This is a genomic window from Paenibacillus sp. G34, assembly GCF_056856875.1.
This window is the reverse complement of the sequence record NZ_CM166469.1, coordinates 3,002,946-3,017,007: the sequence shown is the minus strand read 5'-3', so window position 1 is coordinate 3,017,007 and position 14,062 is coordinate 3,002,946. Positions and strand designations below refer to the sequence as shown.

The following is a 14,062-nucleotide window of genomic DNA, read 5'->3' as shown; positions in this document are numbered from 1 at the left end:
CTTCATTTACGCAAATCTCTACATAAAACGAATCTTTATGTCACACGTAACAGTTAAGGATAACATTTAATAAGGATTCTGTACACTTTTTTGAAATTTATTTGATGATAAGCCCCATTAACCCTGCAAAGGTTGCTGCCTGATGGGGCGCAATCGTACATCCGTCCAAATCTTCGAGCGTCAGGACTAGAACATCAAATTCACAATTACTCAAATCCAGACCTTTCATTGCTGTTCCGGTGAATGTTACCTGATCCAGCTTGCACTCACCAAGCGCGATCTTCTGTAATTTTAAATAAGCAAAGTCCGTACCAAGCAAGCTACACTCCGAATATTCAACCTGTTTGAGGTGTGCGAACCGAAAATTGCTGTAGTCACATATACTTTGCAAAACGCTAACATTTTGCCACCTGCCACCGGAAAAATCCGTGCCGACCAATTTGCAATTCACCCACTCTGTGCGATGCATAAACGAATTTTGCAAATTTACATTGGAAAAGTCACAGTGTTCGAACCGAACGTCCGTAAATTCACAGTGTTCAAGTGAGGACTCCACAATGGTAACATGCCGAAATACGACCTTTTCGAAGGAAACTTTGCTCGCTTCCTGCAGATCCAGCGTCACATTCTCAATCAACCTGTCTCTATACTCTGTTTTTGATTCCAATGTATAGATTGGCTCGGGTTCAAGCAAGTGTTCCTGCAGTTTGGGTTTCTCTATTTTCATGCCAGCCTCCTTGGATTTTGGTCGGACTTATAGCCAAATCGTTAATCTTATTCATTTAAGCTTTAACGGCAACAACGCGCAGTCTGGAAATATCCAGATTCCACTGCTCTTCACGATAAAGCTGCGCTTCTACTTTCTTTTCGACAACCTTCATAATCAACTCCTGCTCATCTGCTTCAATATCCCGGAGAAGATACGTTGCAAAGCTACTCAACCATTGATGGACTCCCTGTTTCATCGATCTAAGCGTGTCACTATGTTGTATAAACAACACCCTGAATCCATGCTGCTCCAGCAAGCTTGAGAACTCGGCAACGGTTGGGTGATACCACGGATTGCGTCCTTCCCATGTGTATCCCCGTGCAATGAGCTCCTCACGAACCGCATGAAGTATAATTGCCGTATTACCGCTCCCTGCAAACTCGGTCACCAGACGTCCTCCTTCCCTCAACGCCAATTGTATGGTTTGTACAACTGCCGGGGCATCAGCCATCCAATGTAATGCCGCATGAGAAAATACAGCATCATAACGCTCTTTCGTCCGATAATGAGCAGCATCTGCTGTCTGAAAATCCAATTCTGGATATTTTTCCAAAGCTTGGGCAATGCTTTCTTCCGAAAAATCAATTCCGGTGGTGATCGCTCCAGTTGCCGCAATTTTAGCCGTCAGTACGCCATTCCCACATCCCACATCCAGAATACGTTCTCCTGGAGATGGCTGCAACATTGATAATAGTGATGGAGACTGTATCGGGAGCTTCGATTGTACCGAGAGCATGGATTGGATTGATTTTAGGAGGCGTATGGAATGGTCCGATTCGTTGAACTGATTATTATCTTGTGAGTCTTGTATTAGAAAAAGTGGCTCTTGCTCTTCGCTAATCATAACATCTCTCCTTTATATTAAAGATATAAAGTGTCTTTAATAACTTAATTTAAACCGCGAGCGATGTCAATTGATTTTGATGTCAATTAATGATTTAGAACGTATTTTAATCCTATTTAATCTAATCCAAAACTAATCCAGTCCAATCTAAGTTAAGTTAAATTAAGTTAAGTTATTTGAGTTATTTGAGATATTTGAGATATTTGAGATATTTAAGTTAAGTTAGTTAAGTTAGTTAAGTTATTTAAAATAGTTAAGTTAGTTAAGATAATCTATCTCTAATCTGATCTAATTGTGAGTTGGAACTTTCTTTAAGATACTTTTGACGCAAAATAAAAAGGCGTGCCCCAGGCATATCACCTGCAAGACACCCCTACATTCCATATCAGGCTGAATCATCACAGAATTGGCTTACTTCCTGCGATAAGTCTGGAAAAGATAAGATTGGAAAAGATAATTTTAGGAGAAGACTATTGTTCCCAGTTCCAACATTCCCCAATCGGACATAACACATTTTTTTGAGGTACGCTTTACTTTTTACTTTTTATTTTTACTTTGTAGCAAGCAGCATTAAGCTCCTCCAACGGGTGTAAAATCTCCTAACGATCACCAGAGACGCTATTTGCCTCATTTTAGACCATCTCCAATTCTAACGATCACCAGGAGTCTTATTTCGTTGAAAAATGGCTTTTACGCTTAAAAAACACTAATTTTTTATAATATAACGTCTGTGGTGATCGTTAGAAAAATTTTCTTGTTAAAACGACCCAAATAAGCTCTGTCATGATCGTTAGGATTTGAAAAGACATCCGGCCTTAACCATGAAGCATCTATTCTAATGTCCATACTTTACTGTACTACGCTGCACTGCACTCGCCCTTTCACGTCCACTTTCCCTCGGGCATACACTTGTACTTGTACTTGCCCTTTCACTTTCCTTGGGCTCTCCCTCTGGCCTGCACTTGGGCTTAGACTTAGATTTTCCTTGGGCTTGCACATGGGCTTAGACTTAGGATTTTCCCTTGGGCTTGCAATTGCATTTCTACCAACACGCTTACACCAGCACTTACACCATCGCCGCTGTCTGTAACTCTGCGACGGCTTCAGTGGGTTTGGTTTGATCTTCAACTTGAATTTGAAGCTGTTTCCCTTGTAATAGTTTTACAATATCACGCGTCAGCGCATCCACGTTTTCTTGGCGAGTCGCCCAACTAGTACAGAAACGAACTGCACTGCGGTTGTGGTCTACCTTTTCCCAGAATGTAAACGTATAGTGCTTACGCAGCTGTTCCAGCAAAGAATCCGGCAGAATCGGGAACTGCTGATTCGTTGGAGAAGAATACAAGAATTTCACTCCGTGCAACACTAGGGTATCATGAATTTTCAAAGCCATATCCACCGCATGACGTGAAATATCCAGATACAAACCATCTTCAAACAATGTTTCAAACTGGATGCCCAGCAATCTTCCTTTCGCTAATAAGCCACCCTTTTGCTTGATAATATAACGAAAATCCCGTTTCAACGCATCATTGAGAATAACAACCGCCTCACCCATCAATGCACCAATTTTGGTTCCGCCAATATAAAATACATCGCAGAGTCGAGCGAGATCGGCCATCGTCATATCACAATCTTTGGATGCAAGAGCATAACCGAGACGTGCTCCATCCACAAAAAATGGTAGACCACACGCCTTGCTTACTGCATACAACTCTTCAAGTTCAGCTTTGCTGTACATGGTGCCGTATTCGGTCGGTTGGGATATGTATACCATGCCCGGTTGAACACTGTGCTCTGGTGACGATTCTTGCGCATGTGCATCATAGACGGCTTTCACTTGCGCGGCCGTAATTTTGCCATCCAGACTCGGAACCGTCAGCACCTTGTGTCCTGTCGCCTCAATTGCACCTGTCTCATGAACAGCAATATGACCGGACACCGCTGCAATGACACCTTGATGTGGGCGAAGAATAGATGCGATCACCGTTGTATTGGTCTGCGTACCTCCGACGAGAAAATGTACATCTGCATCGTCGTTACCGCAAGCTTGCCGAATCAGCAGACGAGCACGCTCACAGTGAGCATCTGTGCCATAACCACTCGTTTGCTCCATATTAGTTTCCATCAATCGTTGTAAAATGCGTTCGTGCGCACCTTCATTATAATCACATTCGAATCGTATCATCGCGCTGTCTCTCCTGCCTTCTTGTTCAACTTCTCTTGGATGTTCATCATGGAGGTGTAGACCTCTTGAATCTCTTCTTCGTTTAAATTTTGCATTAATTTCATAATTTGCTGATCGGATCGGTCATTCAGCTCAGCAAACAACACCCGCCCTTTGTCCGTCAGACGAATCAGGCTGACCCTGCTGTCTTCCGTAGAATCCACCTTAACGAGCAGTCCTTCCTTTGTCAGCTTATTCACAATGCGGCTCATGTAGCTGCGATCAATCGTTAGTGTATCGACCAGATTGTTTGCAATGCTTTCGCCGCGCATGCCAATCTCGATGATGACGCGTACCTCGGCAAAAGAATACCCCGTCCCGAGAATATGCTTATCAAGTACTCCGAGTATATTCGTATAAAAACGGTTAAACCGCCGCATGTCTGCCAGAACTTCCGGTTGAATATGATGAGAGCTCATTACGAAACCTCCCTTTTAGTGGACATTGTCAACATTATATTAATCAGGATTGTGGACACTGTCAACATTATTCTTCCAGTTCAACATCTCCAGACATCGGATATCTAAAAGAACACAAAAAAGCCGCGCAGCGCGCGGCAACTTCAAACTATTTTAAAGAAGTTAGTGAGACACCAGCCTAAGAGTGATTGTGTTGAACTTGATGCAGGCGGCTGTAGATGCCTCCGGCAGCAACCAACTCTTCATGATTGCCTTGTTCAGCGATCCCATCGGTATTCACCACAATAATGCGATCCGCATTTTTAATCGTAGTCAGTCGGTGAGCAATCACCAGTGTTGTTCTGCCTACTGACAATTCGGCAAGAGATTGCTGAATGAGTGCTTCCGTTTCCGTATCCAGAGCGGATGTCGCTTCATCCAAAATCAGAATCGGCGGATTTTTGAGGAACATGCGAGCGATAGACAAACGTTGTTTTTGCCCTCCAGACAGCTTGACCCCACGTTCTCCAATGATCGTGTCCATGCCCTCGGGCAAGTTCAGAATCAATTCTTCCAATGAAGCGCGGCGGGCCGCCTCCCAGATCTGATCCTCGGTTGCGTTCAGATCGCCATATGCAATGTTTTCTTTAATTGTGCCTGAAAACAAAAATACATCCTGCTGCACAATTCCAATATGTTTGCGTAGCGATTGCAGTTTAATATCACGAATGTCGATGCCATCTACCGTAATTCGGCCTTCTTCTACTTCATAAAAGCGTGGAAGCAAGCTACAGATCGTCGTTTTCCCTGCACCCGAAGGCCCGACAAATGCTACCGTTTCCCCCGGACGAACCGACAAACTAATTTGATTCAGAATACGTCGGCTGGATTCATAACCAAAGGATACATTTTCGAAGCGAATATCTCCCTTCACCTCACGCAGTTCAACCGCATCGTTGCGATCCGCAATCTCAGGCTCGGTGTCAATGATCTCCAGATAACGTTTGAAACCTGCGATCCCCTTTGGGTAGCTCTCAATTACCGCATTAATTTTCTCAATCGGACGGAAGAAAATATTCGACAAGAGCAGGAACGCCATAAAATCACCCATGTTGATTCTGCCATCGATGTAAAACCACGCTCCGCTGATCATCACAAACACGGTCACGAGACGCATCATCATATAACTGACCGAGATGCTTTTTGCCATCGTTTTATACGCAAGCAGTTTGGTTAGACGGAAATTAGCATTATCTTCAGCGAACAGCTTTTTCTCATGCTCTTCATTGGCAAAAGACTGAACAACACGCATACCACCTACGTTATCTTCGATACGTGCATTGAAGTTACCCACATCACCGAAAAGTCTCCGGTACGTTTTCGTCATCCGTCCACCGAATATGATAATAACCCACGCCATAATCGGGATAATGATAAACGTCAGCAAAGCCAGCTCCAGGTTGATATTGGCCATCAACCAGAATGAGCCGATCAGTGTCATTACAGCGATGAACACATCCTCTGGCCCATGGTGAGCGACTTCGCCAATATCATTGAGGTCATTCGTGAGATGACCGATCAGATGCCCGGTTTTGCGGTTATCAAAGAACCGGAACGAGAGCTTCTGCAGGTGAGCGAACATTTTCTCCCTCATATTCGTTTCGATGTTGATGCCCAGCATATGCCCCCAGTATGTAACAACATAATTCAATACCGTATTCAGTGCGTAGATGGATAAAAGCACGATACAGGCCAGTAAAATTAGCGGCCAGTCTTGGCCTGGTAACAGTTCATTGATAAATTTACTAACCGCAAGCGGAAATGCCAGCTCCAGCAAACCTGCAAATACAGCACAGCCAAAATCGATCAAAAACAGTTTTTTGTACGGTCGGTAATACGAAAAAAAACGACGAAGCATTTCGATTCACACTCACTCTCCACATTCATATTCGGTTATACAGTGTATATCATTCTATACAGTCTACCAAAACATGTAAACCTATTCTCGCTGATCTATAGCCAAAAAAGCCTTCTCCACATCATAGAGAAGACTTTTTGCATGTTCACAATGCAAATACGTGCCAATACGTTCATACGAGGAATATTATCGAATGATTAACTACGCTTTTACTTTTTCAATGAAACTTCAAATCGAGAACCTGCCTCACCGGCAAACACAATACGCCCGTTTTCGGGAAGAGTAACCTCATTCTTACCACTAATTACCGTGTGATTAATACAAACACCCTCCTGGTCAAATACGGCAAAGGCCCCTTTTGCAGGCATCTTCACCATCATGATCTTACCTTTGGCCGCTGTGGGCACGGAGAACCATCTGGCATTAGCATCCGGCTGAATCGTGATCTTGGATTGCTGGCCTGCATAGAGTGCTTGAACAATTTCTTCACTCGCGTATTCATAGCCTGTTAAATGAATATACTCTATACCGTTTTTCTCCGAAAAGTAAATATCCCTCACATCCCTACCAGCCATAACGGGAATTTGGAGTTCGTTCACGGCATGATTGGCTCCAACAATTTTATGGTTGATCATATAACCGGGAACACCATTCACAGTATCCAATGGAATCATGGATGAAGCATGTAGATATGCCGTTGAGGTATATTTCTCATTCATCAGGTAATACCTCTGCCCGTTACGCTGATCCCAAGCCGCCTTAACGTCGTTGGGCAATGGATTGTCTTCGAGCTTTTGTGCCGTATATTCCGAGAAAGCAAGTTGTCCTAGTCCAGGTACAGAAAGATAGGATCGAGACCACAAGTAGACATGACCGTTTGACTCTTCAACAAATTTTAATTTCTCTGTGCCTTCCTTGTTTACAAATGTTCCATCCGACGTATAGTTGTATTGATCCGAAGGACTATTCGGAACCATTTGGGGAGTAATCGACAGTTCTCCAGCAGCCTTCACAACCACTTTCGATATGGTATTATTTCCTCCATAAATTCCTGCATACGCAGACATCTCTTTCGGCATGTCCGACTTTACAGGTAAGCCAAACGATTTCTCAGGCTTGCGTTCTTGAATGATATCTTTAGCTTCGAGTGCGCTAAGTAACAGTTCGCTCGCTATCAATTGATCAATTGCACTCGATCCTCCTGAAGAAGTAACGGCGGCAGCCAGATTATGCTCTGGAAGTACGACCAAGGATGAATGATACGATACGGTATCCCCACCTTTCGTGACCGCCTTGATGCCGTAGTCACTGAATGGGAACAAATCCACACTATCCCATCCTAATCCGTAAGAAATAGAAGAATCACTCTCTTCTGGCCACATGCCTCGTTGGTACTCCTTTTGTTCCATGGCTTTTACCGACTTCTCGGAAAGAATACCTTCAACCTCACCTGTGAAGATTTGTGAAAATTTCACAAGATCCTGGGCGGTGGAATATATGCCTCCAGTAGCGATGATATTATAATTCTCTTGTGGAAGCTGAACCTCGGACAAAGGAGAATAAATCGCCGCCATTTCTGCCGTGTTAACCACATCCTGCGGCGTTTTGGTGTGCTCCATGTTCAGAGGTTGTGTAAAATATTTGTGTATATATGCCGTAAAGCTCAATCCACTGACTCTTTCAACCAGATGTTCAGCCAATGTAAATGCATCGTTAGAATATACCGAATACGCACCTGGTTCTGCCTTTAGATTCTGTGTCGCTAGTTGATCCAAGAAAGTGTCATGAGTGTAAGTATCATTATCCCCGTACAATGTTGCATTATGGCTTGAAGTGCCGAGGAGACCTGCCGAATGATTCAACAACATGCGTGGTGTGATTTGTTTGTAACGAAGATCTTTCATCTTAAATTCCGGTATATAGTTCGTCACGGGCAGATCCAGATTCACCTTACCTTCATCAACAAGCTTCATAACAGAAGCTGCAAGAAACATTTTACTTGTTGATCCTATGCCATAGATTGTATCCGATGTAAGAGGTACTTTCCCATGCTGATCATTCTTGCCTGTCTGTTCTGAGACTATAATCTCTCCCTGATCCATAAGAGCATACTGCACACTTGTTGTCCCGTATGTTTCGGTTAATAACTTGGCCTTTTCCATCACCATTTTCTTGGTTGATTCATACGTCAGTTCACTGCTCTTATGAACAGCTGGAGCGGCCATCGCCGTCCAAGGTGATAACAGTGTAATTACCAGACTCAACGCAGCGATTGAAGTACGTTTCTGGACAATTTTCTTGATCATACTCTTGTTGATGAGCTTGCTCGCGCTCTTGTTCATTTTCATTTTATCTTGTGTTCCCATTCACATCTCCTCCTGATCTGTTGTTAGACCCATACATTTGGGTCAATTTCAAGCTTAATCCAGCAAGATGTACTGTCCGTGACGTCTATATGAACAGAACATGAACAAACTAAAAATGCTACGTTTCACATACAAGGGAACTTGTACATGAACGTAGCAAATTAGAAGTGGAGCATTGCATACCATGATGAGTAAGCAACAGGCACGCTAAGAGAAGGCGGTTATTCTGCCATTGGTGTACTGATTGGCAGTGTGATGATAAACGTTGTTCCTTGATCGACCTTACTTTCCACCTTAATATCCCCTTGATGTAACGAAACAATTTGTTTGGTGATCGCAAGTCCCATTCCGCTGCCGTCATACTTGCGGCTATGGGATCGATCGGCCTTAAAGAAGCGCTCAAATATGCGCTTTTGATCCTCCTCAGGAATACCAATGCCATGATCCGATATCCGCACGGTTACATTCCTGATATCCCGTTCCATCCTGATGTGAATTAAACTGTTATCTTCTGAAAACTTAATTCCATTACTGATAATGTTGGTCCATACCTGATTCAATTGATCATGATCGGCCTTGACTTGCACCTTCTGTAAATCCAGCTCAAACCGGATATTTCGAGCAGACCATTGAGGCTGTAATGCAACAATAACCCGCCTGATCTGCTCATCAAGATCACGAGTAGTTAGTTGCAGCTGATGGGATTGTGACTCAAGCATACTGAGCTTAAGCAGACTATCACTCATTTTGGACAACCGTTTCGCCTCTGAGATAATAATGTCGAGATACCTTCCTCGTTCCTGATCCGGTAACTCTACCTTCTTCAACGCTTGAGCATAACCTGATATGGAAGTGAGCGGTGATTGTACCTCGTGTGAGACGTTGGCTACGAAATCTCTTCTCATCTGCTCCAGTTGCTGCAGATCCTTCATCATATCTTCGAAACTGCGAGCGAGTGTGCCCAGTTCACTCGATTGCTTGATATTCAGCTTTACATTGAAATCACCTGCTGCGATACGTTTGGTTGCACGAGTCAATGTTTTGATCGGTCTTACCAGAAACATGGAAGCAATCAGAATGATCAGACTTCCGGCGGCCAGAGATGAGGTGGCAAAAATCGTACCCCATTGGATCACAGCAGCAGCAGCAGGCGGTGATAAGGTTTCCAGAAACATGGCTCGAGTTCCGTTGCTCGTCCTGACTGGCAATCCCAGTAGAACTGTGCCAAGTCCATTCGGTGTCGCCTCTACTACTTCTCCTTCAAGTACTTTCTGAAGCTGCTCTTTCGTCACTGAAATCGGGTTATGATCAATAGCCTTCCCATACGTTTGAAACTGTCCTGACTGCTCATACATTCGAATATAGTATAAATCGAGTTGCTTCATCTTGTTGACGAATGCGTCTGCTTCGGAGAGCGGCAGCGTTTTATATATCTCTACAACATCCTGACCAAAGTTACGTATATTGATATGTGAATTTTCATTGAGCTGATCTTCAAAGATCCAGGTGGATAAGAGGAACGCAATCACGGTCCCTGCTATTACAGAAACCAGAAAAGTCACAACGACCCGGATATACAAAGACTTAATCATGCTTGACCTCTAACCGATACCCCAGTCCACGAACCGTTTCAATCTGAAAATCAGAAGTCGTCGCAAACCGTTCGCGCAACCGTTTGATATGTACATCTACCGTTCGATCATCCCCTGTGTAATCGAGACCCCAGATCTGGTCAATCAATTGCTCCCGCGTATAGACTTGTCCTGGCGTTCCAGCCAGCTTGTATAACAATTCAAATTCCTTGAGTGGCAAAGTTAACGCTTCTGTTCCCAGAATAACTTTGTAACTCTGACGATCGAGTGTGACGTCCCCAAACTGAATCATGTGTGTGGAGCCAATCTTGTAACGTTTCAGCAAAGCTTTCACACGTACAGTTAATTCCAGAGGGTCAAACGGTTTCGTTAAATAATCATCTGTTCCCAGCTCGAAACCTTTCACCTTTTCCCAGGTCTCCCCTCTTGCTGTTAACATAAGTAAGGGCAGATCTGCGTTCATTTGTCTCAATTCTCTGCACAAGGCCCATCCGTCCATAATTGGCATCATAATATCCAGCACCACCAGATCAATGGAACGCTGCTTGTATAGCGTGAGCGCCTGATGGCCGTCTACAGCCTCTACGGTTTCGAACCCGTCATTTCGTAAAAACAAACAGACAAGCTCGCGAATATTCGCATCATCGTCTGCAACTAATATAGTAGCCATATGCTTCTCCTTCTGGGGATAAACTTATTGTTTTTCATTTAAGCTCCCAGTTCGTTAAATTAGATTCGTTCGTAATTTCATTCGGGTGCCCTTTGCTTACCTCACATCATCCAGGGATATCGTGAACATCGTATGTTTTCTCATCACTCCCTGAATAGGTACATCGTGCGTGCCGCTTTCTTGGAATCCCGCTCTCATAAGAACACGAATGGAGCCTGCATTTTCCGGAACTGCACCCGCCTCTATTTGCATAATTTCCATCTCATCTTTGGCAAAAAGAAGCACACATTTCAACGCTTCGCTCATATAACCTTTACCGTGATGCAAGCGATCTGTTGCGTAACCAAGCACCCATTTATCTAATCCGTTCAGTTCAATTCGAAATAATGAGATTTCTCCCACCAGTTCATCGTTATCTTGAAGAAAAATACCGAAAGAGTATCGTTTTCCTTCTTTTCTTAGCTTAAGCCATTTCTCAATCAGCCGGGTCTGACCTTCCAGAGTGTAGAAAGCTTTATCTCGTTCTGCGGCCGTGATGCCCTCAATTTCCTCTCTGTTACCAATCTGGAAACCCTGAAGAAGTGCAGCGTCTTCTACGGTCCAGGCTCTAATATAGATTCGTTCTGCCTGAAATCTCATATTCAATCACCCCTTCCATATTCAGCTACATACAAATCATTCTTATAGATCCACGGTGAGGTTCTGTAGACGGGATACATTGCATCTCATAGCATCTCTAATCTAATAATTCATCCAAGGCGGTCTCCAGTTCTTCAAGCCGTGTTGTTAGCAAATTCACATGAGTTTGTATGTCCACAAGATTTTTTTGTAAAGATCGTGCCTCATCAGCCCCGACGATTGCTTCTTCCTCTTGAACATCAGATTTAATCAGAATCTTCTCATGTTCATACCGCTTCAGCTCTTCAATAGCAGCACACCGTTCTTCTTTTACTTGATCGATCTGAAGTTCCAAATGCAATATGTCGGACAGGCTTGCTCCGCCTGATAAACGCTGTGAATATGTCAAGTGCTCACCTCATTATGCAGCTATTTATTCTACACTCATCTCAATCGCTTTACTTACATTATACGCTTCGATGTTGATTTCCGGTTCCAAATCAAGTGCCAATCTCGCAATCTGTCCTCCGATATAAGGCCCCATGGTCAAACCCGAAGCACCCAGTCCATTGGCTGTAATCAGACCTGACCATCCTGGTACTTGTCCCATAACTGGGAGAAATCCCGGTGTGAACGGACGGAAACCAACACGAACCTCTTCAAGTGTACAGTTTGCAAGATCAGGTGCCAGCTCCAGTCCTTTGTTCAATACTTCCTGCATGCCTCCGGCAGTAATTCTTGTATCATAGCCCTCGACATCATTTTCATGTGTAGCGCCAACAACCATCTTCTGGTCTGCAAAGGCCAATAAATACTGATCTGAAGGTGGCATAATCACAGGCCATTGATTTGTATTTTCTTGATTAGTTGCCCGTAAATGTACAATCTGAGCCTTCTGATAATGGACTTTAAAATGAACCCCCAGTGGCTTCATCAGTTCATTCGCCCATGCACCTGCACACACCACAACCATGTCCGCCATATAACGCTCCGATTGCACCTGAACGCCACGAACTTGCTCGCCCTCATAGAGCAGCTCAGCTTCTCCCTCAATTAAACGAGCCCCGTGTCGCTGTGCAGAGCGGATTAACGCATCACGCAGCGCTCTTCCATCCACCCGGGCAGCGCCGCTGATGTGTACAGATGAATAACCTTCCCCAAGTAAAGGAAAACGTTCATGGGTTTCCTTTTCATTCAGACATGTAATCGCTCCGATCTCAGGCGCATCTTCTCTCCGCAGCTTGGCCCGTTCAGCCATCTTGTTAATCTTGTCCTGATCCGTATGAATGCTGAGTGCGCCTGTCTGCGCATAGCCGGTCTCGGTTTCCCCATCCTGCTCTAACTTAGCAATAAGCTGAGGGTAATAACGTGCGCCCGCCTTGGCCAGCTGATACCAGTCCTGATTCCGGCGTTGTGACAGCCACGGACAGATGATACCGGCAGCCGCAGCCGTGGCCTGCCCTGCATCTTTCCGATCAATAAGCAGCACTTCCGCTCCTGATTTTGCCAAGTGATAAGCTGTAGATGAACCTAATATTCCCGCGCCAATGACAATAACTTTCTTCATGACAGCAATCCTTCCTGATTTAAAAACATCATAATATAATCATCAATCCGTATAGATTAATTTACTTCCCGGAGATTACAGTGTTCTCACTTACTCAGCTTTTTTCTTCGCTGGCAGCCAATCGGATTCTTTCGCCCCAAGATTTGTAATGAATTGCTGCAACGCATGAGAAATCCATTTCCGGGCATGAATAACCAGCTGAATCTCAAGTGTAAAATCCGTATGAACCAGCGGTAATACCGTGAGCTTCCGTCTCTGGATCTCATCCATAGCAATCATCCGTGGCAAAAGAGAGATACCTGGACCAGCCATGATACTTCGTTTAATTGCCTCAGGACTTCCAAGCTCCAATCCCACTTTATAGGGAATTCCGTTGGTTCTGAGTACCTTCTCCAGCAGCTGCCTGTAGTTGCATGAATCCTCCGGCATGATCCATTCCTCATCCGCCAGATCGCTGAGTGCAACCTCGGACTTAGCCGTAAGTGGGTGATCCGAGTTCACGATGAGCACCAGCGGCTCTTCCCGAATGGTGATCCATTGTAATCCCGACTCGGGTGAAGCATTTGCAAGAATAAGACCAACATCCGCTTCACCTTCTCTTACTTTTTGCAAAATCAGATCTTCTCGATCCGTCTGCAGCCGAATGCCAAGCTCGGGGTATTGTTTCCGTGTGGTCTGAATAGGCACAGGCAGATAGTAGGAGGCAAGCGAGTCCATCGTCGCAATGGTAAGTGAACCCCCTCCTTGTTTGGTAAGCTTTTCTTGCGAATGTTCGAATATTTCCAGCAACTGCCCGGAGAGCTTAAACAGCTCTTCTCCAGCCGAAGTGAGCCTAATTTTATTATTATTAAATCGTTCAAACAGCTTGACTTGATAGATTTTCTCCAGCTTTTGAATCTGGGTTGTCACACTGGACTGTGCGTAGCCAAGCTCTTCAGCCGCTTTGGTAAAGCTTTGCCGTAAAGCCACTTCGCGAAACGTTTGAAAATAATTCAAATCCATCATATATTCCCTCACATCATCAAAATTATTGATAACACCCATCATCTATTATAGCTAACTATGATACGTTTTCCCATGGTAAAGTGAATGA

General features: G+C 44.2%; 12 protein-coding genes. All 12 read right to left on the bottom strand.

The window, feature by feature from the left end; all coding sequences use genetic code 11:
* Window positions 1-97 precede the first annotated feature (97 nt).
* The 12 genes from AC1VYS_RS13725 to AC1VYS_RS13670 all read right to left on the bottom strand — a co-directional run bounded on the left by AC1VYS_RS13725 (window position 98) and on the right by AC1VYS_RS13670 (window position 13,974).
* Window positions 98-727: a pentapeptide repeat-containing protein gene (locus tag AC1VYS_RS13725; RefSeq protein WP_482914719.1), complete on the bottom strand. Its 630-nt coding sequence runs from the start codon at window positions 725-727 to the stop codon at window positions 98-100.
* 55 nt (window positions 728-782) lie between these two features.
* On the bottom strand, window positions 783-1,505 hold the full coding sequence (locus AC1VYS_RS13720; protein WP_482914991.1) for a class I SAM-dependent methyltransferase: 723 nt from the start codon (window positions 1,503-1,505) through the stop codon (window positions 783-785).
* Window positions 1,506-2,679: 1,174 nt separating this feature from the next.
* Entirely contained in the window at window positions 2,680-3,801 is a 1,122-nt protein-coding gene (locus AC1VYS_RS13715; RefSeq protein WP_482914718.1) for a threonine aldolase family protein, read from the bottom strand.
* On the bottom strand, window positions 3,798-4,259 hold the full coding sequence (locus tag AC1VYS_RS13710) for a MarR family winged helix-turn-helix transcriptional regulator (protein ID WP_482914717.1): 462 nt from the start codon (window positions 4,257-4,259) through the stop codon (window positions 3,798-3,800). The genes AC1VYS_RS13715 and AC1VYS_RS13710 overlap by 4 nt, the downstream gene beginning before the upstream one ends.
* A gap of 178 nt (window positions 4,260-4,437) precedes the next feature.
* Window positions 4,438-6,156: an ABC transporter ATP-binding protein gene (locus AC1VYS_RS13705; protein ID WP_482914716.1), complete on the bottom strand. Its 1,719-nt coding sequence runs from the start codon at window positions 6,154-6,156 to the stop codon at window positions 4,438-4,440.
* Between the two features lie 209 nt (window positions 6,157-6,365).
* Window positions 6,366-8,462 carry a serine hydrolase domain-containing protein gene (locus AC1VYS_RS13700; protein WP_482914990.1) on the bottom strand — a complete coding sequence of 699 codons (2,097 nt, stop codon included), beginning with the start codon at window positions 8,460-8,462 and terminating at the stop codon, window positions 6,366-6,368.
* A gap of 281 nt (window positions 8,463-8,743) precedes the next feature.
* Window positions 8,744-10,114, bottom strand: coding sequence for a sensor histidine kinase (locus AC1VYS_RS13695; RefSeq protein ID WP_482914715.1), 1,371 nt, complete (start codon window positions 10,112-10,114; stop codon window positions 8,744-8,746).
* Window positions 10,107-10,784: a response regulator transcription factor gene (locus tag AC1VYS_RS13690; RefSeq protein WP_482914714.1), complete on the bottom strand. Its 678-nt coding sequence runs from the start codon at window positions 10,782-10,784 to the stop codon at window positions 10,107-10,109. Before AC1VYS_RS13690 ends, AC1VYS_RS13695 begins: the two co-directional genes overlap by 8 nt.
* 96 nt (window positions 10,785-10,880) lie before the next feature.
* Entirely contained in the window at window positions 10,881-11,423 is a 543-nt protein-coding gene (locus AC1VYS_RS13685) for a GNAT family N-acetyltransferase (protein WP_482914713.1), read from the bottom strand.
* Between the two features lie 97 nt (window positions 11,424-11,520).
* On the bottom strand, window positions 11,521-11,811 hold the full coding sequence (locus AC1VYS_RS13680) for a hypothetical protein (RefSeq protein WP_482914712.1): 291 nt from the start codon (window positions 11,809-11,811) through the stop codon (window positions 11,521-11,523).
* A 24-nt stretch (window positions 11,812-11,835) separates the two neighbouring features.
* Window positions 11,836-12,969 (bottom strand): NAD(P)/FAD-dependent oxidoreductase, encoded by a 1,134-nt coding sequence (locus AC1VYS_RS13675; RefSeq protein WP_482914711.1) that lies wholly within the window; start codon window positions 12,967-12,969, stop codon window positions 11,836-11,838.
* Between the two features lie 90 nt (window positions 12,970-13,059).
* Entirely contained in the window at window positions 13,060-13,974 is a 915-nt protein-coding gene (locus AC1VYS_RS13670) for a LysR family transcriptional regulator (RefSeq protein ID WP_482914710.1), read from the bottom strand.
* Window positions 13,975-14,062: the final 88 nt, after the last annotated feature.